The 23384-nt window shown below is 71.6% G+C and carries 24 protein-coding genes, 1 tRNA gene and 2 pseudogenes; 13 read left to right on the forward strand and 14 right to left on the reverse strand.

The genetic code is table 11. The features are described 5' to 3' along the window. Positions 1-51: 51 nt before the first annotated feature. From IFT51_RS11235 to IFT51_RS11260, 7 genes and pseudogenes are all read right to left on the reverse strand, one after another. Entirely contained in the window at positions 52-639 is a 588-nt protein-coding gene (locus IFT51_RS11235) for a YdeI family protein (protein ID WP_192061174.1), read from the reverse strand. A gap of 88 nt (positions 640-727) precedes the next feature. Next, a pseudogene (locus IFT51_RS15180) lies at positions 728-886 on the reverse strand (DivIVA domain-containing protein); the annotation flags it as partial. A gap of 30 nt (positions 887-916) precedes the next feature. Then, a pseudogene (locus IFT51_RS15185) lies at positions 917-979 on the reverse strand (hypothetical protein); the annotation flags it as partial. A gap of 66 nt (positions 980-1045) precedes the next feature. Beyond that, a complete protein-coding gene (locus IFT51_RS11245; RefSeq protein WP_192061175.1) occupies positions 1046-3010 on the reverse strand; it encodes a glycoside hydrolase family 127 protein in 1965 nt (654 codons plus the stop codon). A 4-nt stretch (positions 3011-3014) separates the two neighbouring features. After that, positions 3015-3776 carry a carbohydrate ABC transporter permease gene (locus IFT51_RS11250; protein ID WP_243215687.1) on the reverse strand — a complete coding sequence of 254 codons (762 nt, stop codon included), beginning with the start codon at positions 3774-3776 and terminating at the stop codon, positions 3015-3017. A 116-nt stretch (positions 3777-3892) separates the two neighbouring features. Then, positions 3893-4867: a carbohydrate ABC transporter permease gene (locus IFT51_RS11255; protein ID WP_244637233.1), complete on the reverse strand. Its 975-nt coding sequence runs from the start codon at positions 4865-4867 to the stop codon at positions 3893-3895. Between the two features lie 78 nt (positions 4868-4945). Beyond that, a complete protein-coding gene (locus tag IFT51_RS11260; RefSeq protein ID WP_371740769.1) occupies positions 4946-6202 on the reverse strand; it encodes an extracellular solute-binding protein in 1257 nt (418 codons plus the stop codon). Positions 6203-6366: 164 nt separating this feature from the next. On the opposite strand from IFT51_RS11260, the gene IFT51_RS11265 reads away from it, so the two are divergent. Continuing rightward, positions 6367-7389 (forward strand): LacI family DNA-binding transcriptional regulator, encoded by a 1023-nt coding sequence (locus IFT51_RS11265; protein WP_192061177.1) that lies wholly within the window; start codon positions 6367-6369, stop codon positions 7387-7389. Positions 7390-7549: 160 nt separating this feature from the next. Here the strand turns inward: IFT51_RS11265 and IFT51_RS11270 are convergent, their stop codons facing one another. Both IFT51_RS11270 and IFT51_RS11275 read right to left on the reverse strand, forming a co-directional pair. Beyond that, complete coding sequence (locus tag IFT51_RS11270; protein WP_371740770.1) at positions 7550-8785, reverse strand: N-acetylglucosamine-6-phosphate deacetylase; 1236 nt, start codon at positions 8783-8785, stop codon at positions 7550-7552. Further along, the gene (locus tag IFT51_RS11275; protein WP_192061179.1) at positions 8782-9555 is read right to left on the reverse strand and encodes a glucosamine-6-phosphate deaminase; all 774 of its coding nucleotides are present in this window, start codon (positions 9553-9555) and stop codon (positions 8782-8784) included. The genes IFT51_RS11270 and IFT51_RS11275 overlap by 4 nt, the downstream gene beginning before the upstream one ends. 300 nt (positions 9556-9855) lie before the next feature. On the opposite strand from IFT51_RS11275, the gene IFT51_RS11280 reads away from it, so the two are divergent. The 3 genes from IFT51_RS11280 (at position 9856) to IFT51_RS11290 (ending at position 11878) form a co-directional block, all read left to right on the forward strand. Then, positions 9856-10857, forward strand: a complete 1002-nt coding sequence (locus tag IFT51_RS11280; protein ID WP_192061180.1) for a helix-turn-helix domain-containing protein — start codon at positions 9856-9858, stop codon at positions 10855-10857. Between the two features lie 183 nt (positions 10858-11040). Beyond that, positions 11041-11376 carry an Lsr2 family protein gene (locus IFT51_RS11285; protein ID WP_192061181.1) on the forward strand — a complete coding sequence of 112 codons (336 nt, stop codon included), beginning with the start codon at positions 11041-11043 and terminating at the stop codon, positions 11374-11376. Between the two features lie 4 nt (positions 11377-11380). After that, positions 11381-11878 (forward strand): CarD family transcriptional regulator, encoded by a 498-nt coding sequence (locus IFT51_RS11290; RefSeq protein WP_192061182.1) that lies wholly within the window; start codon positions 11381-11383, stop codon positions 11876-11878. 182 nt (positions 11879-12060) lie between these two features. Here IFT51_RS11290 and IFT51_RS11295 read toward each other — a convergent pair whose 3' ends face one another. Both IFT51_RS11295 and IFT51_RS11300 read right to left on the reverse strand, forming a co-directional pair. Continuing rightward, a complete protein-coding gene (locus tag IFT51_RS11295; protein WP_192061183.1) occupies positions 12061-13128 on the reverse strand; it encodes a LacI family DNA-binding transcriptional regulator in 1068 nt (355 codons plus the stop codon). A gap of 37 nt (positions 13129-13165) precedes the next feature. Further along, positions 13166-13861 (reverse strand): hypothetical protein, encoded by a 696-nt coding sequence (locus tag IFT51_RS11300; RefSeq protein WP_192061184.1) that lies wholly within the window; start codon positions 13859-13861, stop codon positions 13166-13168. Positions 13862-14008: 147 nt separating this feature from the next. On the opposite strand from IFT51_RS11300, the gene nucS reads away from it, so the two are divergent. From nucS to IFT51_RS11320, 4 genes are all read left to right on the forward strand, one after another. Then, on the forward strand, positions 14009-14704 hold the full coding sequence (gene nucS, locus IFT51_RS11305; RefSeq protein WP_192061185.1) for an endonuclease NucS: 696 nt from the start codon (positions 14009-14011) through the stop codon (positions 14702-14704). Between the two features lie 107 nt (positions 14705-14811). Next, complete coding sequence (locus IFT51_RS11310) at positions 14812-15051, forward strand: hypothetical protein (protein ID WP_192061186.1); 240 nt, start codon at positions 14812-14814, stop codon at positions 15049-15051. A gap of 80 nt (positions 15052-15131) precedes the next feature. Then, positions 15132-15809, forward strand: coding sequence for an HAD hydrolase-like protein (locus IFT51_RS11315; protein WP_192061187.1), 678 nt, complete (start codon positions 15132-15134; stop codon positions 15807-15809). Further along, on the forward strand, positions 15806-17143 hold the full coding sequence (locus IFT51_RS11320; RefSeq protein ID WP_320477651.1) for an MFS transporter: 1338 nt from the start codon (positions 15806-15808) through the stop codon (positions 17141-17143). Before IFT51_RS11315 ends, IFT51_RS11320 begins: the two co-directional genes overlap by 4 nt. Here the strand turns inward: IFT51_RS11320 and IFT51_RS11325 are convergent. Continuing rightward, positions 17109-17999 carry an SDR family oxidoreductase gene (locus tag IFT51_RS11325; RefSeq protein WP_192061188.1) on the reverse strand — a complete coding sequence of 297 codons (891 nt, stop codon included), beginning with the start codon at positions 17997-17999 and terminating at the stop codon, positions 17109-17111. The two genes, IFT51_RS11320 and IFT51_RS11325, sit on opposite strands and share 35 nt — an antisense overlap. Before the next feature lie 211 nt (positions 18000-18210). On the opposite strand from IFT51_RS11325, the gene IFT51_RS11330 reads away from it, so the two are divergent. Further along, positions 18211-19125 carry a cation diffusion facilitator family transporter gene (locus IFT51_RS11330; protein ID WP_192061189.1) on the forward strand — a complete coding sequence of 305 codons (915 nt, stop codon included), beginning with the start codon at positions 18211-18213 and terminating at the stop codon, positions 19123-19125. A 79-nt stretch (positions 19126-19204) separates the two neighbouring features. Here the strand turns inward: IFT51_RS11330 and IFT51_RS11335 are convergent, their stop codons facing one another. Next, on the reverse strand, positions 19205-19723 hold the full coding sequence (locus tag IFT51_RS11335; RefSeq protein WP_192061190.1) for a universal stress protein: 519 nt from the start codon (positions 19721-19723) through the stop codon (positions 19205-19207). 115 nt (positions 19724-19838) lie between these two features. Here IFT51_RS11335 and IFT51_RS11340 point away from each other — a divergent pair, with 115 nt between their 5' ends. Continuing rightward, positions 19839-20522, forward strand: a complete 684-nt coding sequence (locus tag IFT51_RS11340) for an SOS response-associated peptidase (protein ID WP_192061191.1) — start codon at positions 19839-19841, stop codon at positions 20520-20522. Positions 20523-20575: 53 nt separating this feature from the next. Here IFT51_RS11340 and IFT51_RS11345 read toward each other — a convergent pair. Continuing rightward, positions 20576-20659, reverse strand: a tRNA-Leu gene (locus IFT51_RS11345). Between the two features lie 107 nt (positions 20660-20766). Here IFT51_RS11345 and IFT51_RS11350 point away from each other — a divergent pair. Genes IFT51_RS11350 through IFT51_RS11360 form a run of 3 tightly spaced genes read left to right on the forward strand, consistent with a single transcriptional unit; the run spans position 20767 to position 23256 of the window. Next, positions 20767-21483, forward strand: coding sequence for a DUF3662 and FHA domain-containing protein (locus IFT51_RS11350; protein WP_192061192.1), 717 nt, complete (start codon positions 20767-20769; stop codon positions 21481-21483). After that, a complete protein-coding gene (locus IFT51_RS11355; protein ID WP_192061193.1) occupies positions 21480-22004 on the forward strand; it encodes an FHA domain-containing protein in 525 nt (174 codons plus the stop codon). Before IFT51_RS11350 ends, IFT51_RS11355 begins: the two co-directional genes overlap by 4 nt. Positions 22005-22011: 7 nt before the next feature. Beyond that, the gene (locus IFT51_RS11360) at positions 22012-23256 is read left to right on the forward strand and encodes a PP2C family serine/threonine-protein phosphatase (RefSeq protein WP_192061194.1); all 1245 of its coding nucleotides are present in this window, start codon (positions 22012-22014) and stop codon (positions 23254-23256) included. Positions 23257-23384: the final 128 nt, after the last annotated feature.

Genomic DNA, 23384 nt, shown 5'->3' on the forward strand with positions numbered 1-23384 from the left:
GAAGACGCCCTTCGCTGCGCCGGGAAGGGCGTCTTCTGACCAGGGTGGGCGTCAGTCGGGCGGAGCGACGCCGGGCGGCTCGGCGCCGGCCTCGAGCCGGGCGACGGCGCGGGCGATGCGGCCGACCCGCGCCTCCTCGGTGGGTGCCGTCAGCACCGGATGCATGACCGAATAGCGGGCCGACCGGCTCAGCCCGGCGAACGCCTGGGAGGCGCGGGTCGAGTCCGCGAGCGCAGCCGCCAGGTCGACGGGCGGCTCCATGTCGGCCTGGCCCGCGTAGGCGCGATCCCAGCGTCCGTCGGCCTTCGCCCGGTCGATCTCGGCCTGGCCCCGCGGGCGCATCCGGCCCGAGTCGACCAGCCGCGCGACGTGGTCGACGTTGCGCATCGACCAGATCGAGCGTGCTCGACGCGGGGTGAAGTGCTGCTGGAAGGTCGCCTCGTCGATGGCGTTGCGGCGCCCGTCGATCCACCCGCTGCAGAGCGCCTCGTCGAGCGCCTCGGCGTAGGTGAGCGACGTGGGGCTCGACGTGCCCTTCTTCGCGAGCACGAGACGCACGCCGTCCGAGGTCGCCTCGTGGGCGTCGAGCCAGGCCCGCCAGGCGGCGGCGTCGAGCACGGTGAGGCGGTCGTCGCTCATGTCTCCCTCTCGGGGCCGGGTCCGTCGGCGAGTGGCGACCCGCGCCTCCTCGGCTCCGTGGTCAGTCGGCGGCGGGCGCCTCGACGGCGCGCAGGGCGGTGACGACCTGTTCGAGGAACGCGTCGACCTGATCCTGGTCGTACCCTTCGCGGAACTTCGTCGGCTGGAACCTCGCCGCGACGACCTCGTCGGCGGTGAGGGGGCCCGGGCCGCGCCCCTGCTCGACCGCCGCGAACGTCGCGGTGATCTTGTCGAGCAGATCGTCGACCTGATCCTGGTCGTAGCCCTCCCGGAATCGGGTCGGTGTGAATCTCGTCGCGACGACGTCCTGTGCGAGCATGTCTCCCCCTCGTTCGTGCCTCGATACTCCCACGGGTCGCGGCCTGCCACGCTCGCGGCCCGGGGGTCAGGCCGTGGGCAGCCAGACGCGCATCGTCGAGGGCCCGCGGTTCGCCCACGAGGCGTACGGCACGAGGTCGACGCGGCCCAGGGGCACGACCCGCCCGCCGGACTCCCCGTAGGGCCAGTCGACCGTCTCGTCGGCGAATCGGGCGATGTCGACGGAGGCGCCGGTCGCGGTGGTCTCCAGGGTCGCGCCGGTGTCGACCACGACGTCGTTCACGTCTCCGCTCGGCAGATCGGTCGACTCGAGCACGAGCACCAGCGGGCCCCGCTGCACGGCGACCTGCCCTCGGACGGCGTCGATGCGCGGGTCGGGGGTGACCCAGCGCGCCTCGAGCGGGAACTCGACGGTCACGACGTCGCCTGCGCGGAACCGCCCGGAGACGGTCGTCGTGCGCCCGACGCGCACGTCCGCGGCCCCGCCGGCCGGAGCCTCGCCGACCCCACCACCACGCCCGACCCGCGCCGACCCGGCCCACGACGGGATGCGCAGGTCGAGCTCGACCTCGCGCCCCGTGTCCTCGCGCCAGGTGACGGTCACGTCGCCCGCGTACGGGTAGCCGCTCCGCACCGAGACCGCGACGACCGTGCCGTCGGCGAGCGCGGTGTCGACGTCGTAGTCGCCGTACTGGTGCAGCTGCAGCCCGCCGGGCGTCGTCGTCGCGAAGGTCGACTCGAGGCTCGCCAGCGTGCGCGCCACGTTCGTCGGGCAGCACGACACCTCGAACCAGGGGGCCCTGAGACTCGAGAGGGCGCGCGCGTTCAACGCGGCCTCGTCGGGCGCGACGCCGTCGGTGCGCTGGTGCAGCGTGTTCGTGTAGAAGAACGCGCGGCCGTCGTCACGGGGTGAGGCCATCACGTTGTTCAGCAACGTGCGCTCGATCAGGTCGGCGTACCGGGGGTCGGCGTCCTGCAGCAGCAGCCGCCACGACAGCATGTTCGACGCGATGCCCGCGCAGGTCTCGGAGTACGCGCGGTCGGGCGGCAGCTCGAAGTCGGCGCCGTACGACTCGTCCTGATGGTGCGACCCCATGCCGCCGGTCACGTAGGTGCGTCGCGCGACGGTCGCCTCCCACTGACGGCGGACGGCGTCGGCGAGCTCGGCGTCGCCCGTCTCGACCGCGACGTCGAGCGCACCGGCGGCCAGATACAGCGCCCTGACCGAGTGACCCCGCAGCACGTCGGCGTCGCGCACCGGCACGTCGTCCTGGAAGTACTCCGGCCCGTACTCGATCGGTGCGAGCAGCCCGTGGCCGCGACGCTCGACGAAGAGGCGGGCGAGCTCGACGTGACGGGGCTCGTCGAGCGCCCGACCCAGCTCGACCAGGGCGACCTCGATCTCGGGGTGCCCGCAGACGGCGACCCGCCCCTCCGGCCCGAACGCCTCCCAGAGGTGATCGGCCAGGCGGCGCGCGACGTCGACGAGCGCGCTGTCGAGACCGGAGCGCGCCGCCGCGACGGCCGCCTGGATCAGGTGCCCGAAGCTGTAGAGCTCGTGCCCCCACTCGAGGTTCGAGTAGCGCGCCGGCTGCCAGGGGCGACCGAAGCTGGTGTGCAGGTAGCCGTCGTCGTCCTGCGCCGAGGCGACGCGCGAGACGAGTCGGTCGTAGCGGGCCGCCAGGTCGGCGTCGTGCGACCGGCCGAGCTCCCACGCCATGCCCTCGAGCAGCTTGTAGACCTCGCTGTCGACGAACTCGATGCCGGAGTGCTCCCAGCCGGTCTCGCTCGACGCCGCCCGGTCGAAGTTGGCCGTCCAGCCGATGCGCTCCATCCAGTCCTCGCAGTGCTGCAGCACCACGTGGGCGTTGAGCTGCTGCTTCTCGAACCAGTAGCCGCCGGTCAGACGGATCTCGCTCGAGTCGAGGGGGGTCAGCGCCGAGCTGCGCGGGGCGACGGGGCCGCCGTGGGCGGACGTCGAGGTCTGGACGGTGGTCACGGGGATGCTCCTCGAGGGGTGGGTGGCGGTCATGTCGTCAGTCCTTCACGGCGCCTGCGGTGACACCGGCGGCCACGTAGCGCTGGGCGACGACGAGCAGGACGGTGGCGGGGATGGAGGCGACGACGGCGGTGGCCATGATCGAGTTCCACTCCTGGTTGTTGTTGCCGATGTAGCGGTAGATGCCGAGGGTGATCGTCTGCGCGTCGCCGCCGCTGTTGAGCGTCGACGAGAAGACGAAGTCCGACCAGGCCCAGAGGAACGCGAAGAGTCCGACGGTGACCGCCGAGTTGCGGCTGACGGGCAGCACGATCGAGATGAAGGTCCGCCAGGCGCCGGCGCCGTCGAGCTTCGCGGCACTCATCAGCTCGTCGGGGATCCCCCGCATGAAGGCGGTGAAGATCAGCACCCCGAACGGCACCGCGAGCGTCGAGTCGGCGATGACCAGCCCCCACCACTCGTCGAGGATCCCGAGGTTCAGGTAGATCGCGTAGAAGCCCATGGCCATGATCACCTGCGGGATCATCTGCGCGACCAGCAGGACGAAGCTCAGCGCGCCTCCTCCCCGGGGTCGCAGCTTCGCGAGCGAGTACGCGGCCGGGGCGGCGAGCGCGATCGTCACGACCACGGTGCCGATCCCCACCAGCAGACTCGTGCCGAGGTACGGCAGCTGGTCGGCGACCACGGCCCGGTAGCCGTCGAGCGTCGGCGCGGCGGGGAACCACGACGGCGGGCTCTGCCGCATCTGCGCGGTCGGGGTGAGCGAGACGTTGATCATCCAGTAGATCGGGAACAGCATGATCGCGGTGAGGACGACGCCGATCACGGTGGTGGCGAGACTGCGACGACCGGCTCTCCCCGAGGAGGCGCGGCGCGCCTCCGATCGGGGGGCCGCGGCGGGGCGGACGGCGGTGGTCATGACTGGTCCTGCTTCCTCTGCACGCGCAGGTAGACGAAGCCGCAGACGAGGGCCATGACGATCAGCAGGTTGCCGACGGCCGCGGCCGGTCCGAAGGAGGGGAGGGTGGAGCCGAAGCCGAGCTGGTACGACCAGATGGCGAAGGTGGTCGAGGCGTCGCCGGGGCCGCCCCGCGTCATGATCCAGATGATGTCGAAGACCTTCAGCGTGTAGACGAGACCGAGCAGGATCGTGATGGCCGACACCGGCCGCAGCAGGGGGAACGTGATGCGCCAGAAGACCTGCCAGGCGTTCGCGCCGTCGAGGGCGGCGGCCTCGTAGATGTCGCCCGAGATGTTCTGCAGCCCGCTGTAGAGGATCACGAGGTTGAACGGGATGCCGATCCAGATGTTGGCGATGATGACGCTGGTCAGAGCCCACTGCGGCGAGGTGAGCCAGTTCACCTGGTCGCCGCCGAGGGTGCGGATCACCGAGTTGACGACGCCGCTCTCGCTGTTGAGCATCCACGACCAGGTCGACGCGCTGACGATCAGGGGGAGGAGCCACGGCACGAGGAACAGCGCCCGGAGCGTCGCCGAGAGCGGGAACCTCTGGAAGAAGAACACCGCGAGCGCCATGCCGATCGAGAACTGGAATGCGATCGAGATGCCGGTGAACAGCAGGGTGTTGATCAGCGCCGGCCCGAAGGTCGGGCTGGTGAAGACGTCGGCGAAGTTCTCGAACCCGATGAAGGGCGCGTTCCCGTCGATGAACGAGCGGACCGTGTAGTCGTGCGTCGACAGGTCGACGTTGCGGACCAGCGGCCAGACGTAGAAGACGGCGAGGTAGGCGACGACCGGGGCGAGGAACGCCCAGGCGGCCAGCTGCCCCGTGTCGGGGCGGCGCCTGCGGGTGGGGCCGGCGGGGGCGGGCGTGCTGCCCGTCCCCGCCGGGGACACGGCCTCACGACGTTCCATCGTGTCGGTGCTCATGGTGCTCCTGTCGTCGTTCGGCGGTGTCGCGGTGGTGCGGTGCTGCGGGTGGTGCCGGTGCTGCGCGGCGGCGGCGTGCTAATCGGTGGCGGAGGACGCGGCGGTCTGCGCCTCCTTCAGGGCCTCCTCGGGGCTCGCCGAGCCGCTGAGGCTGTTCTGCACGGCCTTCCAGAGCTGCTCCGAGATCTTCGGGTAGTCCGTGCCGAGGTCGTCGCTGGTGCGCCCCTTGGCCTCGCCGACCGCGGTGACCCAGGGCTCGAGGTCGGGATCGGCGGCGAGCTGCGCCTCCTGGGCGTCCTTCGTCGGGGCGACGTACGACAGGGTCGTGTCGGTCGCGACGAGGTTGTCGGTGCTCGTGAGGCAGGCCTGGATCTTCTCGCTGACCTCGTAACGGGCGTCGTCGCTCTGCACGGGCACGGTCAGGAACTCGCCGCCGGTCGGTGCGGGGGCCGCGCCGCCGTCCTTCGAGGGGATCGAGATGATGCCGTAGTCGATGTCGGACGCCTTGATGCCCGCGAGCTGCCAGGTGCCGTTCTCGCCGAACGCGTACTCGCCGGTCATGAACTCCTGCCACGTCGTGGTCTGGGTGTTGTTGATCACCGAGTTGGGGGCGTACCCCTGCTCGAGCCAGCCCGTCCAGAGGTCGAGGGCCGAGACGGCGTCGTCGGAGTCGAGCTCGGTCAGGTCGGCCCCGCTGCCCCAGTACCAGGGGAGGAACTGGAAGCTGCCCTCCTCCGTGCCTATGGCCGAGAACGTGATGCCCTTCTTGCCCACCGCCGTGACCTTCTCGAGGGCGCTCGTCAGGGAGTCCCAGTCGGTGATCGACGCCGGGTCGACGCCCGCCTCGTCGAGGATCGCCTTGTTGTAGTAGAGCGCCAGGGTGTTGGCCCCGATCGGAACGCCGTAGGTCTTCCCGTCGACCTGACCCGCGGCGAGGATGTTCTCCTCGATGTCGGCCGTGTCGGCACCGGTCTCGTCGGTGTCGGTCAGCAGACCCGCCTCGGCGAGGGTCGAGACCACCGGGTTGTCGACGAGCAGCAGGTCGGGGCTGTTGCCCTGCTGACCGGCGAGGAGCGCCTTGCTCGTCAGGTCGGAGGTGTCGTAGCCGGTCCGCTCGATGGTGACGCCGGCCTCGGTGCCGCACGACTCGACGAGCTTCGTCCAGTCGGACGTGCCGTCGAACTGGGGGTACGGGTCCCAGAAGGTGTAGGTGCCGGTGGCCGCGTCGCCGCCGGCGGACGAGCCGCCACCGGAGCAGCCGGTGAGGGCGAGCGAGACCGCTGCGAGCCCGACGAGCGCGACGGCGGCCTTCTTGCTGTGGAAGGGGGAGATCACAGGAGGTTCCTCTCTGAACTGCTGCGGGTGCTCCGTCAGAGAGCCGGGCCGGAGGTGCGGCGCGGGTGCTCGTCGTCGAGAACGTGAGACCGAAACTGGTTTCGGGAGTGAAGTTACACGCGGCTTGGTTGCTCGTCAACGACTTTGTGAACTATTTTCGGAACATGTCCAACGCAGCAGGCGGCAGAGGCCCCGCATCGACGGTCACGCTCGCCGACGTGGCGCGTGCCGCCGGGGTCTCCGTGGCGACGGCCTCGAAGGCCCTGAACGGTCGCGCCCAGGTGCGCGAGAGCACGCGGGTCAAGGTGCAGGAGGCCGCGGCCGCGCTGTCGTTCACCCCCAACTTCTTCGCCCAGGCGCTCAACTCGCCACGCACCGGCACCATCGGCATGGTCACCAGCGATCTCGACAACCGGTTCGTGCTGCCGGTGCTGCTCGGGGCGGAGGACGCCTTCGGCTCGGGCTCGCTCTCGGTGCTGCTGGCCGACGCCCGCGACGACGCCCTGCGCGAGCAGCTGCACCTGCAGACGCTGCTGACCCGGCGCGTCGACGGCCTGCTGATCGTCGGGCGGACGACGAACCCGAGACCACCCGTGCCCCTGATGGCCGATGTGCCCGTCGTGTACGTCTACGCGCCGTCGACCGACCCCGCCGACGCGTCGTTCACGCCCGACAACGTGCAGGCCGGCCGCCTCGCCGCCGAGCACCTGCTGGCGACGGGTCGCACGCGCATCGCCCTCGTCAACGGCGAGGCCTCGTACGCCGCGGCACGCGACCGGGCCGCCGGGGTGCAGCAGGCCGTCGAGGCGGCCGGGCTCGAGCTCGTGGGCGGCACGTCGCTGTTCGGGCAGTGGGGCGAGGGGTGGGGGCGGGACTGCGCGCGCCTCCTCGTCCGGGGCGGCGAAGCGGTCGACGCGATCATCGGCGGCAGCGACCACATCGCCCGCGGCGTCATCGACACGCTGCGCGACGAGGGCGTCGGGGTGCCCGACGACGTCGCCGTGATCGGGTTCGACAACTGGGACCTCCTGGTGCGCGAGTCGCGCCCGACCCTCACCAGCGTCGACATGTCGCTCGAACAGCTCGGGCGGGCGGCGGCGCAGCACCTCGTCGACGCGATCGGCGGGGCGCCGTCGCCCGGCGTGGTGGCGGGGCCGGTGCGACTCGTGGTGCGCGACTCGGCGTGACTCGGCGGTCTGCACCCGACCCGCGCCTCCTGGGCACGCGCACGCCCCCTGCGCACGCACCCGCCTCCTGCGCACGCACCCGCGCGAGGTTCGGCGGGTTCCCGTCACTCGCGGCGGGTCAGCGCTGACCCGCCACCGATGACGGCGACCCGCCGCACCCTCACGACGCCTCGAACAGCACCGCGCCCTCGGCCACGACCACGTCGGGCGACCAGTCGGCGCCGAGCACGACGAGATCCGCCCGGGCCCCGACCTCGAAGCGCCCGAGGTCGCCGCGGCCGAGCAGATCGGCCGGGGTGCGTGTCAGCGCGGTGACCGCCGCGACCGGGTCGACGCCCGACTCGACGGCGAGGCGCAGGGCGACGTCCTGCGTGAGCACCGACCCGGCGAGCGCGCCCGAGTCGGCGAGCCGCGCCTCCCCGTCCGAGACGACGACGTCGAGCCCGCCGAGGCGGTACGCGCCGTCGGCGCTGCCCGTGGCGCTCATCGCGTCCGTCACGAGCGCCACGCGCCCCGGGGCGAGGCGGAAGGCCGCGCGGGTGACGGCCGGGTGCAGGTGCACGCCGTCGACGATGAGCTCGAGCACGGCGTCGGCATCGACGGCCGCCAGCACGGGCCCGGGCTCGCGATGCAGCAGCGGGGGCATGGTGTTGAAGGCGTGGGTGAGCGCGCGGGCGCCCCGGCGGAAGGCGTCGAGGGCGCAGTCGTAGTCGGCCGCGGTGTGCCCGACGGCGACGACGACCCCCGCCTCGACGAGACGACTCCGGGCGTCGGCGGCACCGTCGAGCTCGGGCGCGATCGTGACCATCCGCAACGACCCGACCGCCGCAGCGAGCAGGCGGTCGATCGACTCGGCGGTCGGCGTCGTGAGCACCGTCTCGTCGTGCGCGCCCTTGCGCGTCGGCGCGAGATAGGGGCCCTCGAGGTGCGAGCCGAGCACGAGGGGGTCCGACGCCGCGAGCGCCGCGACCCGCCGGAGCGCCGCCTCCTGCCGGTCGATCGGCGCCGAGACGAGGCTCAGCACCTGCCGCGTCGTGCCGTGCCTGCGGTGGTGCGCGAGGGCGGGTGCGAGGTCGGCGTCGTCGTCGTACGAGATCCCGGCCGCGCCGTGCCCGTGCAGGTCGATGAACCCGGGGGTGACGACCCGGCCCCGCGCATCGATGGTGCGGACGCCCGCCGGAGGCTCGGCGAGAGACCCCGCACCGGTCCCGACCCCGGTCCCCACCTCGACGACGACCCCGCCCTCGATGCGCAGCCAGCCCGGCCGGCGCCCCGCCGAGTCGATCAGCACGGCGTCGTGCACGAACAGCGCATCCGCGTCGGCGCCAGCACCCACGTCAGCACCAGCACCCGCACCCGCACCGGCGCCAGCACCAGCACCCGCGTCAGCGGTCACAGCTCCTGCCATTCGGGCTTGTTCGCGTAGGCGAGGCGGTAGTAGTCGGCGTGCTGCAGCTCGCTCGCCGCGGCTTCGTCGACCAGCACCGTGACGCTCGGGTGCAGCTGGATCAACGAGCCGGGCACGCCGCTGCTGATCGGGCCCTCGACGGCGGCGGCCACCGCGGCGGCCTTGTTCGCCCCGAACGCGAGGAGCACGAGGTGACGCGCGTCGCGGATCGTCCCGAGACCCTGCGTGAGGCAGTGCAGCGGCACCTGGTCGATCGAGTCGAAGAAGCGGGCGTTGTCCTCGCGGGTCTGGGTGGTCAGGGTCTTGACGCGGGTGCGGCTCGCGAGGCTCGAGCCGGGTTCGTTGAAGCCGATGTGCCCGTCGGTGCCGATGCCGAGCAGCTGCACGTCGACGCCGCCGGCGGCGGTGATGGCCGCCTCGTAGCGCTCCCCGGCCGTGGCGAGGGTCGCGGGCGACGCGTCGGGCACCGCGAGCAGGGCCGGGTCGAGCCCGAGCGGCTCGACGGCCTCGCGTTCGAGCACGGCGCGGTAGCTCTCGGGGTGCCCGTCGGGCAGGCCGACGTACTCGTCGAGCGCGAAGCAGCGCACCCCGCTCAGGTCGGCGCCGGCCGACGCGAGCGCTCGGTAGGTCGTGAGCGGGGTCGAGCCGGTGGCGACTCCGAGCACGGGTCGTTCGATGCGCGCGAAGCGACGGAGGATCGCGTCGGCGGCGAGACGACCCGCGGCCTCCGCGTCGGTGACGATGACGACTTCGGCCATGGCGGTCGGGCCTTTCGAAGCGAGGGCTGAGGCGTGGGCGGAGGCGAGAGCTGAGGCGAGAGCTGGGGCGAGGGGCGGGGCCTGGCGCCCGCCCCGACGCGCGATCCCTCGCCGCAGACGACGCTAGCATCGGCGCCCCGCGTTTTGGGGGCGCGCGGACTCGGCCCGGATGCGCGACCGTGGAGGGATGAGCCCACGCCCTGCGTGTTCGTGACGATGACCCCTCCGGCCCCGTCCTGATACATGCAGCCGCACGCCCCACCAGCGCGCGCTGCCGGACGCTCAGGACCAGGAGACACCATGACCAGCACCTACACGCCCCACGACGCTCCCGCCGCCGAGCCCTCTCCACCGACGGGCGGCTTCGATCGATTCCAGATGTCGGGAGAGGATCTCGAGGAGGCGCGGGCCGGTCTCGAGACCAGTCTCGAAGGTCGCGAATTCCGCGCCCGACGTGCCGAGATGCCTTTCTCGTACCGATTCGCGTCGGCGGGCGACTCGCGTCTCAGCCTGCAGAGCGGGACGTTCCTCGCGCACATCCAAGGGGTCATCCCCTGGTCGAAGGACTACATCGTGTCGTGGTTCCGTTCGGGCGCGGTCACCATCGATCACCCGGGCGGCCAGCTCAGCAGCGACGGTTCGCGGCCCTTCCTGACGCCGAGCGAGACGTCGTACTCGTTCACGATGACGCCGCACCGGCACGGCATCGTGCACTTCGGGGCGTCGTTCCTCGAAGACGTCGCGACCGAGCGCCACGGCGGTCCGCCGCAGCGCATCGTCTTCGACTACGCCGCCGTCCCCGACGCGGCGGCCCTCTCCGCCTGGCAGGCCGCGCTCGGCGCCGCGACCCCGCTGATCGTGGCGCCCGCGACACCCCCTCTCGCCCGGCACTCGGCGCAGGCGTCGTTGGCCGGGGCCCTGCTCGACCTCTTCCCGTGGCGGGCCGTCGACGTCCCCGAGGCGCTCCGCACCGAGCACACCCGGAAGCTCCGCCAGGCCGCCGAGTACGTGCACGCCTTCGCCGACCAGCCGATCACGGCGGGCGACATCGCCTCGGCGGCCGGCGTGCACACCCGCACGCTGCAGCAGCTGATGAGCCAGCACCTCGGATCGAGCCCCACGACCTACCTCCGCCACGTGCGACTCGACCGGGCCCGTCAGGACCTCCTCGCGGCCGACCCCGGCTCCGACTTCGTGGCCGGCATCGCGCGCCGCTGGGGCTTCGGCAATCTGGGGCGCTTCTCCGCGGCCTACGCCGCGCGCTTCGGCGAGTACCCGCGAGACACGCTCAGCCGCTGGTGACGTCGGGAATCGCTCTCCTCACCCTCGCATGAATGCGTGCGCATAAACGATTAGGAGGTGCTTCCGCCGTCGGCGGAACCGGTTAGGCATGTCATACGGAGAACCATGAATTACACTTGATCCCTGGCACGCCGTCGCACGTTTATCCGCGGCGCTTTTTCATTGTTTTTTCAGGAGACTCCGTTGGCCCAGAAAACACTCATCCAGCTCGTCGACGACCTCGACGGCACCCCCATCGCCGACGGCGAGGGCAAGACCGTCTCGTTGTCGCTCGACGGCGTCTCGTACGAGATCGACCTGAGCGACGCGCACGTCGACGAGCTCACCGAGGCTCTGGCCCCCTTCGTCGGAGCGGCGCGCAAGGCCGGGCGCAAGACCCCGGCCCGCACCGGCTCGACCAAGTCGAACTCCGACGATCTGCAGAAGATCCGCGAATGGGCGAAGGCGAACGGGCACGACGTGTCCGACCGCGGCCGCATCGCCGCCACCGTCCGCGACGCTTACGACGCTGCGCACTAGAACGGTGACTACGACATACGAAGTCGGCACGACGCTGGTCTACCCGCACCACGGCGCCGTCACGATCACCGACCTGACCACCAAGAACATCAAGGGCTCGCCCACCGAGTACATGTCGCTGCGCGTGCACACGAGCGAGCTGGTCATCCAGATCCCCACCGGCAACGCCACCGACATCGGTGTGCGCGAGGTCATCGACCAGGCCGGTGTCGAGCGCGTCTACGACGTGCTCCGCACCTCCGAGGTCGAAGAGGCTGGCAACTGGTCGCGTCGCTACAAGAGCAACCAGGAGAAGATGACGAGCGGTGACGTCTACAAGGTCGCCGAGGTCGTCCGCGACGTCTGGCGTCGCGACCAAGACAAGGGCATCTCCGCCGGCGAGAAGAGCATGCTCGGTCGCGCTCGGCAGATCCTGGTCTCCGAGCTGGCTCTGGCGCTGAACACGACCTCCGAAGAAGCCGACAAGGCCCTCGAGGGCGTGCTCGCCACCCCCGCCGGCTGACACGCCGCGTCCTGCGAAGAGGGGCGTCGCACCGCTGATCCCAGCGGCGCGGCGCCCCTCTCCTCGTCCCCGGGCATCCCGAGGCGGAGCCTGCAGGAGGCGCGGCGCCCGTCCCGCAGGACGCAGCGCCGAAGACGAGGCGGACCCGGGGCCTGGTATCTGCAGGGGAGGCGCGGCGCCGGTCAGCGACGCGGCGGCGCCGTGGTCGACCCGCGATGGAACACGCTCGTGAAGGTCGTCGACTCGGCGGGTGCGCCGGCCAGCAGGTCGAGCAGCGCCCGGCCCGCCGCACGCCCCTTCTCGACCGCGGGCTGCCGCATCGTCGTCAGGTCGGCTGCGCGGGGGTCGTCGAGCCGGATGCCGTCGAAGCCGACGACGCTGAGGTCGCGCGGCACCTCGAGTCCGAGCTCGGAGGCCGCGGCGATGACCCCCGACGCGAGCAGATCGCTCTGGGCGACGATCGCCGTGGGGCGCTGGTCGGGGGCGACGTCGAGCAGCGCCCGACCGGCCCGGTGCCCCTCCGACGTCCAGCTGCCCGCCGTGACCACGCCGCGGGCCCGGGGGAAGACCTCGCGGACCCCCTGGAGACGCTGCAGTGCGGTGTGCGTCGTCCCCGACGCGATGCGCTCGTCGGTGATCGGCCCGAGGGTGCGCGTGGGGCCGAGCTGGAGCGCGACCACGGCGACGTCGCGGTGACCGAGGTCGTGCAGGTGCCGGGCGAGGGCTCGAGACGCGTCGACGTTGTCGAGACCGATGTCGAGCACCCCCTCCATCGCCCGCGCCTCGATCGACACGACGGGGATGCCCCGACGACGCACGACGGCCACCGACTCGTCGAGCCGCAGACTGCAGCCGAAGAGCACGACGGCGTCGACGGGCGCGTCGATCAGTCGCGACTGCTCCGGTCCGGTCTCGGTCAGCAGCAGCAGCGAGTTGTCGGCCGGGCCGGTGACGTCGGCGAGCCCGTCGAGCATCGCCACGTTGACCGGGTCGCGGAACGCGTCGCTGAGACTCGACTCGATCACGGCGCCGACGATCCCCGAACGGCCGCGGCGGAGCGACCTCGCGCGCGGATCGGGCCCGCCGTAGCCGAGCTCGGCGGCGACGGCCAGCACGCGGTCGCGGGTGGCCGGCGAGACGGGCCCGGCCCCGCTGAAGGCCAAGGAGGCGGTGGAGGCGGACACACCGGCCGCCTGCGCCACGGCGGCGAGCGTCGGCCTGACGGCGGCGGCCTTCTCTGACCGGGTCATGGTGGTGCAGCCTAGCGAAGCCGCCGGAGAGAGCCCCCTACGGCTTGTCGGGAGCGAACGCGATGGAGAAGTCGGCCATCAGACCGGGGATCGCGCGCCATTCGCCGTAGTGCACGGCCGTCTCGATCTCGTCGACGATGCGGGCGCGGAGATCGTCGGAGAGAGCGGGGGCCGCTCCGTGGACGCGCAGCGCCTGCTCGGTCGCGAGCACCGAGAGCGGGCGGACGACCTCGCGATCGAGTCGAGCGGCCTCGTCGTCGTCGAAGAGGCCGAGCAGCGGGTCGGCGAGCTCGATGAGGCGGGCGATGTCGAGGGGCGTCTCGAGCCCGTGCCGGTCGCCGAGGGTCGCGGCGGGCCGCGGCTCGGGGAGGTCCTCGGCCTGGGCGCCGCGGGCCAACGCGAGCTCGATGGCCCCGCCGAGACGGCGCAGCAGGGTCGTCGTGCAGTACGCGGGCAGTCCGACGACCGCGTCGCGTCCGAACGGGGGGCGCAGCAGGACGCCGATCCGGCAGAGCACGTCGACCGACCGGCGCACCTCCGCGAGCGTGACGCCGAGCTCGTCGGCCACGGCCGCCTCGTCGAGCACGTCGCCCGGGGTGTGACGACCCGTCGCGAGATCCACCAGGAACACGTCTCCGACGAGGTCGACCACGGGCCGGGGGTCGCTCGCCTGCGGGTCGCTCGGGTGCGGCGCGGTCGGGTGCGATGCGGTCGGGGGCAGCGTGGTCGACATGGTGTTCCTCCGGGGTCTGAAGCGGATGGTCGGGCACCGATCGTGTCGGTGTCATGAACATATGTCGCATTTCACACTCTGTCAATACCGGGTCGCGGTCCGATCGACGAAGCCCCCCTCCGCCCGGCCACCGCCTAAGATCGTCGGGTGCGTCTCGTCATAGCCCGTTGCTCAGTCGACTACGCCGGGCGACTCTCGGCCCATCTGCCGCTGGCCACCCGCCTGCTCATGATCAAGAGCGACGGCAGCCTCCTCGTCCACTCCGACGGCGGCAGCTACAAGCCGCTCAACTGGATGAGCCCGCCCTGCTCGATCAGCATCCTCGAGGCCGACGCCGACCAGCAGGAGGCGGGGGTCGTCGAGCTCTGGAAAGTCACGCAGGCGAAGACCGCCGACATCCTCGTGGTCTCGATCCACGAGATCATCCACGACTCGAGTCACGAGATGGGCTTCGATCCCGGCCTGACGAAAGACGGCGTCGAGGCCGATCTGCAGAAGCTCCTGGCCGAGCAGATCGAGCTGCTGGGCGAGGGTCACACCCTCGTGCGCCGCGAGTACATGACGGCGATCGGCCCGGTCGACATCCTCGCCCGCGATGCCTCCGGAGGCGCGGTGGCGGTCGAGCTGAAACGTCGCGGGGACATCGACGGCGTCGAGCAGCTGACCCGCTACCTCGAGCTGATGAACCGAGATCCGCACCTGGCGCCCGTCACGGGCGTCTTCGCGGCGCAGGAGATCAAGCCGCAGGCACGCACCCTGGCGCACGACCGCGGCATCCGCACGCTGCTGCTCGACTACGACGCCATGCGCGGGCTGGACGACTCGCACTCGCGGCTGTTCTAGCGCGGCGGCGGACGATGTTCGCCGACCCCCTTGCGGAACCGGAATATGAGGGTAACATTTCTTATGACCCGCCCTCTTCTCCGACCCGCGACCTCCTGGAGGCTCCCGTGACCTCGCCCATCTTCGACCAGATCCTCTCGCAGCGAGAGGCGACTCCCCTGTTCGAGTCCATCTCCGGCTCGTTCCCGAGCGTCATGCGAGACGACATCGACGCCCTCCCCTCGATCTCGCGCCGGCGCTCCGGTTCCGAGCGTCCCGCCCGTCGACCGGTCTCGTCCGATCGCGTCCGACCGGTCGCCCCGCTGACCGTCCCGACGACCACCTGGCCCCTCGGCCCGGTCGCCTGAGCACCGCCGGTCGAGACGCATGGCACGGCGGCCGACCGCACCGCCGCCCGGTGTCGGCGGCGATGCCTAAGCTGAGGGTGATGACTCTCCCCTACACCGCCGTGCTCTTCGACCTCGACGGCACCATCGCGGACTCCGCTCCGGCGATCACCGCCAGTCTCGCCTACACGATCGAGGCCATGGGGCTGCCGGTGCCCCCGGCGACCGAGCTGATCGCCTGGGTCGGCCCGCCCCTCCCGCAGAGCTTCGAGGTCCGTCTCGGTCTCACCGGCGACCGTCTGGTCGAGGCCATGCGCATCTACCGGGCGCACTACCTCGAGACCGGGGCGCTCACCAGCCCCATCTACCCCGGGGTCGCCGATCTCCTGGCCGCCGTGCACGCCGCCGGCATCCCCACCTCGACGGCGACCTCCAAGCCCGAGACCCCGGCCACGCGCATCCTCGAGGTCAACGACCTGGTCCGCTACCTCGACATCATCACCGGCGCCTCCGACGACGAGGTGCGCAACACCAAGGCCGACGTCGTCGCCGAGGCGCTCCGCCGACTCGAGGCCCGCGGCGTCGACCTGTCGCGTCCGGTCCTGATCGGCGATCGGCACCACGACGTCGAGGGCGCCGCCGTCCACGGCGTCCCGACGATCATCGCCGGCTGGGGCTACGGCGACGAGAACGAGCACGTCGGGTCCGTCGCGGTGGCGGCCGACGTCGACGAGCTCGCGGCCCTGCTGGGCGTCACCCTCCTGCGCGGCGCGGCGTGAGCACCCGCGCGGGCGCCGCCGTGCGGTCGCCCGCCACCTGGCTGCTGACCCTCGCGATCGTCCTGATCGCGATCAACCTCCGTGGTCCGATCGTGGCCACCGCACCCGTGCTCGACCAGATGATCGGCGACCTGGGGCTCTCCGCGGTCGTGGCCGGCCTGCTGACCAGCATCCCGGTGCTCTGCTTCGCCGTCGCGAGCCCGGCGGCCTCGGCCCTGATCGGCCGGGTGGGCCCCGAGCTGGCGGTCACCCTCGGTCTCGCCGGCGTGCTCGCCGGCACGATCATCCGCACCCTCGGCAGCTCCTTCTGGCTCTACGCCGGCACGATCGTCATCGGCATCGCGATCACCATCGGCAACGTGGTGCTGCCGGTGGTCATCAAGCGCGACTTCTCACCCGAGCGGGGCGGCTTCGTCACGGGCGTCTACACGTCGGCGCTCAACGTCGGGTCGATGATCACCTCGCTCGGCACCGCCCCGATCGCGTCCGTCGTCGGGTGGCCGGTGGCGCTGCTCACCTGGGGTCTCCTCGCGGTGCTCGCGGGGGTCGTGTGGTCGATCGCCGTGGGGCCCCGGGTGGCGCTGCGGGGCGTGCGCGAGCGGTCGGCGACGGGCGCGGGCGACGCGACCCGCGCCTCCTCGGCTCGCGACGGGTCCGACACGACGCCAGGGGCCGAGCCCGGCGCATCCGACGTGCTGACCGGCGGCGTCCCGGTCATCGACGAGCGGTCCGCCGCCGCCGACGCCGCGCGCCGTGCCGAGGCCGATCGTCCGCCGCTGCTGCGCCGCTGGACGACCTGGGGGCTCACCCTCGCATTCGCGGGCCAGGCCTTCGGCTACTACGGGCTGACGGCCTGGATGCCGACGCTCCTGCGCGACGAGATCGGACTCACGCGCGAGGCCGCGGGCGCCAGCTCGTCGGTCTTCCAAATCCTGGCCGTGGTGGGTGCGCTCGGGGTGCCGGTGCTGGCCCTGAGACTGCGCCCCGCGATCGTCATCGCCCTGATCAGCCTCTTCTGGACGGTCATGCCCCTCGGGCTGCTCTTCGCCCCCGAGCACTGGCTGCTCTGGTCGATCTTCGGCGGCGCGGCCCAGGGCGGCGGCATCACGATCATCTTCATCGTCATCGTGCGCATGGCGAGCACCGACACCGACGCCAGGCGCCTCTCGGCGCTCGTGCAGGGCGGCGGCTACGCGATCGCGGCACTCGGTCCGCTGGCGATCGGCGGGCTGCACGACGCCTCGGGCAACTGGCAGGTGCCGATGCTCGGCGTCTTCGCCGCGACGCTCGTGCTCGGCGTCAGCGGCGTGCTGTCGTCCCGGCGGATCCGCTGACCAGCTGCTCGAGCGTCAGCGGGTCGTGCCCGGTCAGATCGCGCACCGCGGTCGAGACGCCCGACACCTCGCCCGAGGCGATCGACGCGTAGGTGCTGACCCAGGCGTCGGCGATGTAGGGCTCGGGGTTCCAGGCCGCGCGCGACGCGTAGGCCTCGTCGAGGGTCTCGTCGACGAACGTGTGCCGGCGTCCGGTCGCGGTGGTCAGTCGGGCGGCGAGCTCGGCGAGGCTCAGCGCCTCGGGGCCCGTCAGGTCGTAGGCGGCGCCCCGGTGCGCCGACGGGTCGCGCAGCACGGCGACCGCGGCGTCGGCCACGTCGGCGCGGGCGACGGCGGCGACCCGCCCCTCCCCCGCCGGTCCGCGGATCACCCCGTCGGCGTCGGCGAAGTCGATCAGGGCGTCAAGGTAGAACGAGTCGCGCAAGAACGTGGTGGCGGCACCCGAGGCGAGCAGGTGCTGCTCGGTGGCGGCGTGGTCGCGCGCCAGCGTGAAGACCGCGTCGGGCGCCGCGCCCTGGAACGACGTGTAGACGATGTGCCGCACCCCGGCCTCGACGGCGGCGTCGACGAACGCGCGGTGCTGGTCGAGTCGGTCGACGGCCTCGGCGGCCGACACCATGAAGAGCGTCTCGACGCCCTCGAGCGCCGTGCGGGCCGCGGCGCGGTCGGCGTACGAGGCGACGGCGATCTCGACGTGCTCGCCGAGGCTCGGCGCGCGCGAGGCGTCGCGTACGACGAGGCGCAGCGGTACGCCGTCGGCGGCGAGCGCGGCGGCGACCCGCCCGCCGAGGGCTCCGGTGGCGCCGGTCACGGCGACGAGGCGGGGGGAATCCGAGGAGGTGCGGGTCGAGTCCATGACTCAGCCAACCGCGGTCGCGCCCTCCCTGTTCCGTGACCCGCGCCTCCTGGGCTCGATCGCCGTGCTGACGCGGATCGAGAGTCGTTATCGACTGGGTCCGAGACCTGTCGGGTGTCGGCGGCCCGGGCTATCGTCGGGGTGAGCGATCACCGACGACCCGCGACCGGGCCGTGGGCTCGAGCCGCCCGAACACCCGAGAGAGCACAGCATGGCGCACGACCACCAGCACGGTCACATGGCGGCCGACGGGCGACGGCTGCGACTGGCGATCCTCGTCATCGCGCTCGGTCTGGTGGCGCAGCTGATCGGCGCCCTCCTCTCGGGGTCGCTCGCCCTGCTCGCCGACTCGGGGCACATGTTCTCCGACCTCGCCGGCCTGGTCGTGGCGTTGGCGGCCACCATCGTCGCGGCGCGACCCGCGAGCGGTCGGCAGACGTACGGCTACCGGCGGGCCGAGGTCTTCGCCGCCGCGATCAACGGCCTGGTGCTGATCGCCGTGTCGATCTCGGTGGCCGTCGCGGCCGTCGGGCGACTGCTGACCCCATCCGATCACGAGGTGCTCGGTCTTCCGATGCTCGTCGTCGGCGTGATCGGCGGGGCGACCAACGTCGTCGCGCTGCTCGTGCTGCGGGGCGGGGCGACGCACTCGATCAACATGCGGGGCGCCTACCTCGAGGTGCTCGGCGACCTGCTCGGCTCGGTCGCCGTCGTCGCGGCGTCGATCGTCGTGCTGACGACGGGCTTCGTGCAGGCCGACTCGGTGGGGTCGCTGATCATCGCGGCGATGATCGTGCCGCGCGCCTGGTCGCTGCTGCGCGAGGCGTTCCGGGTGCTCTTCGGCTCGGCGCCCGGCGACATCGACCTCGACGACATCCGCAGCCACATCACCGAGACGCCCGGCGTCGTGTCGGCGCACGACGTGCACGCCTGGCAGATCACCAGCGGCGCGACGGTCTTCTCGGCGCATGTCGTCGTCGACCGCGAGGTCTTCTGCGACATGCGGGTCGACGAGACCCTCGACTCGCTCGACCGCTGCCTGGCCGCGCACTTCGAGGTCGAGCACGCGACCTTCCAGCTCGAGCCGGCCGATCACGCCGACCACGAGCGCGCGACGCACGCGTAGTCGACCTCGTCCGCGCCCCGCGCCCCGCGCGGTGATCCCGCCACCACCCGGCGCGGGGTCGGGGGTCAGGGGTCAGGGGTCAGAGGTCGTGCTCCCACGGCAGCCGGTCGGTGCGCGCCACCGGGGCCAACGGCACGACGACGACGGGCAGGTGCTGTCGGTGGCTCAGATGCAGAGCGACCGAGCCGGCGAAGAACTCGCGGACGCTCCCCCGCAGACCCGCCTCGCGGCTGCCGACGACGATCATCGGGGCGCCGATGCGCTCGGCGAACCGGCCGAGGCAGTGCGCGGGTTCACCGGTGAGGGCACGGGTCTCGAGAGCGACGCCCCGGGCCTCCGCGATCGGCCGGAGCCGCGCCTCCTGGTCGTCGTCGAAGGCCGGCGGGCCGTCCAACTCGTCGGGGTCGAGGGGGTACGAGAGCACCGTCCCGTCGATGCCCTCGGTGAAGGCCACGCGATCCGGTTCGACGATCACGCAGACGAGGCCCGTGCCGAAGCGGGCGGCGAACTCGACAGCCCGGGTGACCACCGCCTCGCCGCTGCCGGGGACCACGCCCGCCACGACGTAGCCGTGCAGGTCCGAATCGTCTGTCGCCATGGTCACCCTCGTCTCGTCGAGGCCTCGCGGGGCCGGTGCTGCGGCGGCGTGACGCCGACCGCTCGGCCTCAGTGAAGCACTACCGGTGGGGGCTGCGGAAGGGGAGACTGGGCGCATGTGCGGCCGTTACGTCATCGCCCGAGCCACGTCCGATCTGCTGCCGAGCCTGCTCGACGGTCTGGGACCGCTGCCCGACGACTTCAACGTCGCGCCGACGACCCGCGTGCCCGTGGTGCGCGAGCGGCAGGGTCGACGCGAACTGCCGCTGATCCGCTGGGGCATGGTGCCCTCGTGGTACCCCGATCTGAAGCGGCGACCGCAGCCGATCAACGCCCGCATCGAGACGGTGGCGACGAGCGGCATGTTCCGTCGACCGTTCGCGCAGGCCCGGTGCATCGTGCCCGCGCTCGGCTACTACGAGTGGGTGGTCACCGAGACGGGCAAGCAGCCGCACTTCATCCATCAGCCCGAGTCGGGGCTCGCGATGGCCGCGGTCGCCAGTGCGTGGCCCGACCCGGCCAAGACCGACGACGACCCCGACAAGTGGCTGCTCTCGATGTCGATCATCACCCGCGACGCCCATGTGGCCCCGGGCGAGGTGCACGACCGGATGCCGGCCTGCCTGACCCCCGACTCGTACGACGACTGGCTCGGCGACCACCTCGACACGACCGAGCTGCTCGAGCTCCTCGACCGCGACTCGCACGAGATCGCGCACGATCTGGTGCACCACGAGGTCTCGCGAGAGGCGAACAGCGTCCGCAACAACGGCCCGCACCTGATCACCCCCCTCCCCTAGGAGGCGCGGTGCAAGAGAAAAGGCCCTCCCGTAAGGGAGAGCCAATTCGTTCGTGCGCGAGGGGGGACTTGAACCCCCACGCCCTTTCGAGCACTGGCACCTGAAGCCAGCGCGTCTGCCAATTCCGCCACTCGCGCGAACTCGAAAACACTAGCATGAAGACGGCCTCCCGCTTCGCACTCGTGAGAACATGCCACCCGTTCCGGCTAAGATCGGGCGACCTGAGACCCGACCCTGGAGAGACATGGGACTGCTCGACAACTTCGAACGCGGGCTGGAGCGTGCCGTCAACGGCGCCTTCGCCAAGACGTTCCGTTCGGGCGTGCAACCTCTCGAGTTGACGAACGCGCTGCGGCGCGAGCTCGACACGAAGGCCGCCGTGGTCTCGCGCGACCGCATCCTGGTGCCCAACGAGCTGCTGGTGCGGCTCGCCCCGGTGGACTACGAGAAGATGGCCGCCATCGGCTCCAGCCTCATCGACGAGCTGACCCAGTTGACCCAGCGTCACGCGACGGCGCAGGGGTACCACTTCGCCGGCCCGTTGAGCATCCGCCTGCGCGAAGACGAGTCGCTCAGCATCGGCATCATGGCGGTCGACTCGCGCAACGTCCGGGGCGAAGAGGTCTCGTGGCGACCGGTGGTCGACATCGACGGGCAGCGGCACGTCCTCCGCGGTCAGCGCACGGTGATCGGGCGCGGATCCGACGCCGACATCACCATCCAAGACACGGGCACGTCGCGTCGGCACGTCGAGATCCTGTGGGACGGCAACCGGGCCCAGGCCCGCGATCTCGGCTCCACGAACGGCTCGAAACTCAACGGCGAACCCCTGTCGAAGGCCCCCTTGCCCCCCGATTCGACGATCCAGATCGGTCGTACGCGTATCGTGTTCCGCGTGCTCCCCCTCTCAGCGACGCCCGACCCCTCTCCTGGGCCCGACGTCTCGGGGGGTCGACGATGACGAGTGAGCTCACCCTCCTCGCCCTGCGGTTCGGCTTCCTGGCCGTGCTGTGGCTGTTCGTGTTCGCGATCGTCTTCGCGCTCCGGTCCGATCTCTTCGGCCAGCGGGCCCGCAGACTGCCCGCCGACCAGCAGCCGGGCCAGATGTCCGCAGCCCCCGCCGCGCCTCCTGCCCCTGCCGCGCCTCGCGCCTCGGCTCCGGCCGCCCCCGCCGCGTCCGACGGAGACTCCGCCGCCCGCCGCCTGGTCATCACGAAGGGCGCGAAGGCCGGGCTCGAGATGCCCCTGATCGACGGCCCGCTGACGATCGGTCGCTCGCAAGAGAGCAACCTCGTCATCCGCGACGACTACACGTCGACGCATCATGCGCGTCTCATGCTCTGGAACGGGCGCTGGGTCATCCAAGACCTCGACTCCACGAACGGCACGTTCCTCGCGGGCGAGCGTGTCACGGTCCCGACCCCGGTGCCCGTCGGTTCCACGGTGACGATCGGCCAGACGAGCTTCGAGCTGCGACGGTAAGCGCCCGATGACGCCTCCCAAGAGCGCGGCTCTGTCCAATGTGGGCAAGATCCGCTCGAACAACCAAGACAGCGGCTATGCCGGCGGTCGTCTGTTCGTGGTCGCCGACGGGATGGGCGGGCATGCGGGTGGCGACGTCGCCTCCGCCATCGCCATCCGTCGGATCCGCGAGACCGACAAGCAGTACAGCTCGCCCGGCGACGCCGAGTTCGCTCTGCAGTCGTCGCTGATCGCGGCGAATCAGCTGCTCGCCGAGACGGTGTTCGAGCATCAGGAGCTCACGGGCATGGGCACGACCGTCAGCGCGATGCTGCGGGTCGGCGACAGCATGGCGATCGCGCACATCGGCGACTCGCGCATCTACCTGTGGCGCGAGGGCGAGCTCAGTCAGATCACAGCCGACCACACCTTTGTGCAGCGACTGGTCGACAGCGGCCGCATCACGGCCGAAGAGGCCGCGGTGCACCCCCGTCGCAGCGTGCTGATGCGCGTGCTGGGCGACGTCGACGCGGCTCCCGAGATCGATACGGCCATCCTCGGCACGCAGCCCGACGACCGCTGGCTGATCTGCTCCGACGGTCTCAGCAGCTATCTCGCCGAAGACCGCATCAAGAAGGCCCTCGCGGCCGGGCTCGACCCCGAGCAGACCGCCCGTCGTCTCGTGAAGGAGACGCTCGACCACGGCGCCCCCGACAACGTCACGGTCGTGATCGTCGACGTCGACGAGTCGGGCGACTCGTCCGTCGAGCCGCCGGTGACGGTCGGTTCCGCCGCCGTCCCGCTCACCTTCGAGGGCGAGACGGGTCGCAAGTCGCTCCGGCTGCCCACGATCCTGCTGCACCCGCTCAAGGTCGCGACCACCCCCGAAGACAGCCACTTCGAGCCCGAGTCCGACGAGTACCTCGCCGAGCTCATCGCCGAAGACAAGCGCCGTCGCCGCCGCCGCCGCATCACGTGGCTGGCCGCGCTGGTGGTCGCGATCGGCGCACTCGTCGCCGGTCTCGTGCTCACCTACCAGTGGACCCAAGACCACTACTACGTGGGTCAGCAAGACGGAACCGTCGTGATCTACCGGGGCGTGCAGCAGACCCTCGGGCCGATCGCGTTGTCGAGCGTGGTCGAGGAGACCGATCTCGACGTGTCCGATCTGCCGAACTACACGCAGCGGACCGTCGAAGACACGATCAACGCCGGTTCGCTGGCCGACGCCCGCGCCATCGTCGAGAGGTTGACCGATGCCAGCACCCGGTGACGACACGTCGACCGAGCTGATCGGTCGTCCTTCAGGAGGCGCGCGAGGGTCCGCCAAGACCCCCCGCCCCGCACCCGCCGAGCCCACCAGTCTGACGCAGGCCATCACCATCCGTCTGCGGCAGCCGG

This window comes from Frigoribacterium sp. CFBP 13712 (genome assembly GCF_014842255.1).
Taxonomy (GTDB): Bacteria; Actinomycetota; Actinomycetes; order Actinomycetales; family Microbacteriaceae; genus Frigoribacterium.

Coding starts and splice junctions, on each gene's coding strand:
- IFT51_RS11325 (WP_192061188.1), bottom strand. CDS start 17,999: ATGGACTCGACCCGCACCTCCTCGGATTCCCCCCGCCTCGTCGCCGTG.
- IFT51_RS11295 (WP_192061183.1), bottom strand. CDS start 13,128: ATGACCCGGTCAGAGAAGGCCGCCGCCGTCAGGCCGACGCTCGCCGCC.
- IFT51_RS11300 (WP_192061184.1), bottom strand. CDS start 13,861: ATGTCGACCACGCTGCCCCCGACCGCATCGCACCCGACCGCGCCGCAC.
- IFT51_RS11335 (WP_192061190.1), bottom strand. CDS start 19,723: ATGGCGACAGACGATTCGGACCTGCACGGCTACGTCGTGGCGGGCGTG.
- IFT51_RS11250 (WP_243215687.1), bottom strand. CDS start 3,776: ATGCTGTTCCCGATCTACTGGATGATCAACGTCTCGCTCACCCCGACC.
- IFT51_RS11265 (WP_192061177.1), top strand. CDS start 6,367: ATGTCCAACGCAGCAGGCGGCAGAGGCCCCGCATCGACGGTCACGCTC.
- IFT51_RS11235 (WP_192061174.1), bottom strand. CDS start 639: ATGAGCGACGACCGCCTCACCGTGCTCGACGCCGCCGCCTGGCGGGCC.
- IFT51_RS11275 (WP_192061179.1), bottom strand. CDS start 9,555: ATGGCCGAAGTCGTCATCGTCACCGACGCGGAGGCCGCGGGTCGTCTC.
- IFT51_RS11360 (WP_192061194.1), top strand. CDS start 22,012: ATGACGCCTCCCAAGAGCGCGGCTCTGTCCAATGTGGGCAAGATCCGC.
- IFT51_RS11280 (WP_192061180.1), top strand. CDS start 9,856: ATGACCAGCACCTACACGCCCCACGACGCTCCCGCCGCCGAGCCCTCT.
- IFT51_RS11245 (WP_192061175.1), bottom strand. CDS start 3,010: ATGACCGCCACCCACCCCTCGAGGAGCATCCCCGTGACCACCGTCCAG.
- IFT51_RS11350 (WP_192061192.1), top strand. CDS start 20,767: ATGGGACTGCTCGACAACTTCGAACGCGGGCTGGAGCGTGCCGTCAAC.
- IFT51_RS11315 (WP_192061187.1), top strand. CDS start 15,132: ATGACTCTCCCCTACACCGCCGTGCTCTTCGACCTCGACGGCACCATC.
- IFT51_RS11330 (WP_192061189.1), top strand. CDS start 18,211: ATGGCGCACGACCACCAGCACGGTCACATGGCGGCCGACGGGCGACGG.
- IFT51_RS11340 (WP_192061191.1), top strand. CDS start 19,839: ATGTGCGGCCGTTACGTCATCGCCCGAGCCACGTCCGATCTGCTGCCG.
- IFT51_RS11255 (WP_244637233.1), bottom strand. CDS start 4,867: ATGAGCACCGACACGATGGAACGTCGTGAGGCCGTGTCCCCGGCGGGG.
- IFT51_RS11355 (WP_192061193.1), top strand. CDS start 21,480: ATGACGAGTGAGCTCACCCTCCTCGCCCTGCGGTTCGGCTTCCTGGCC.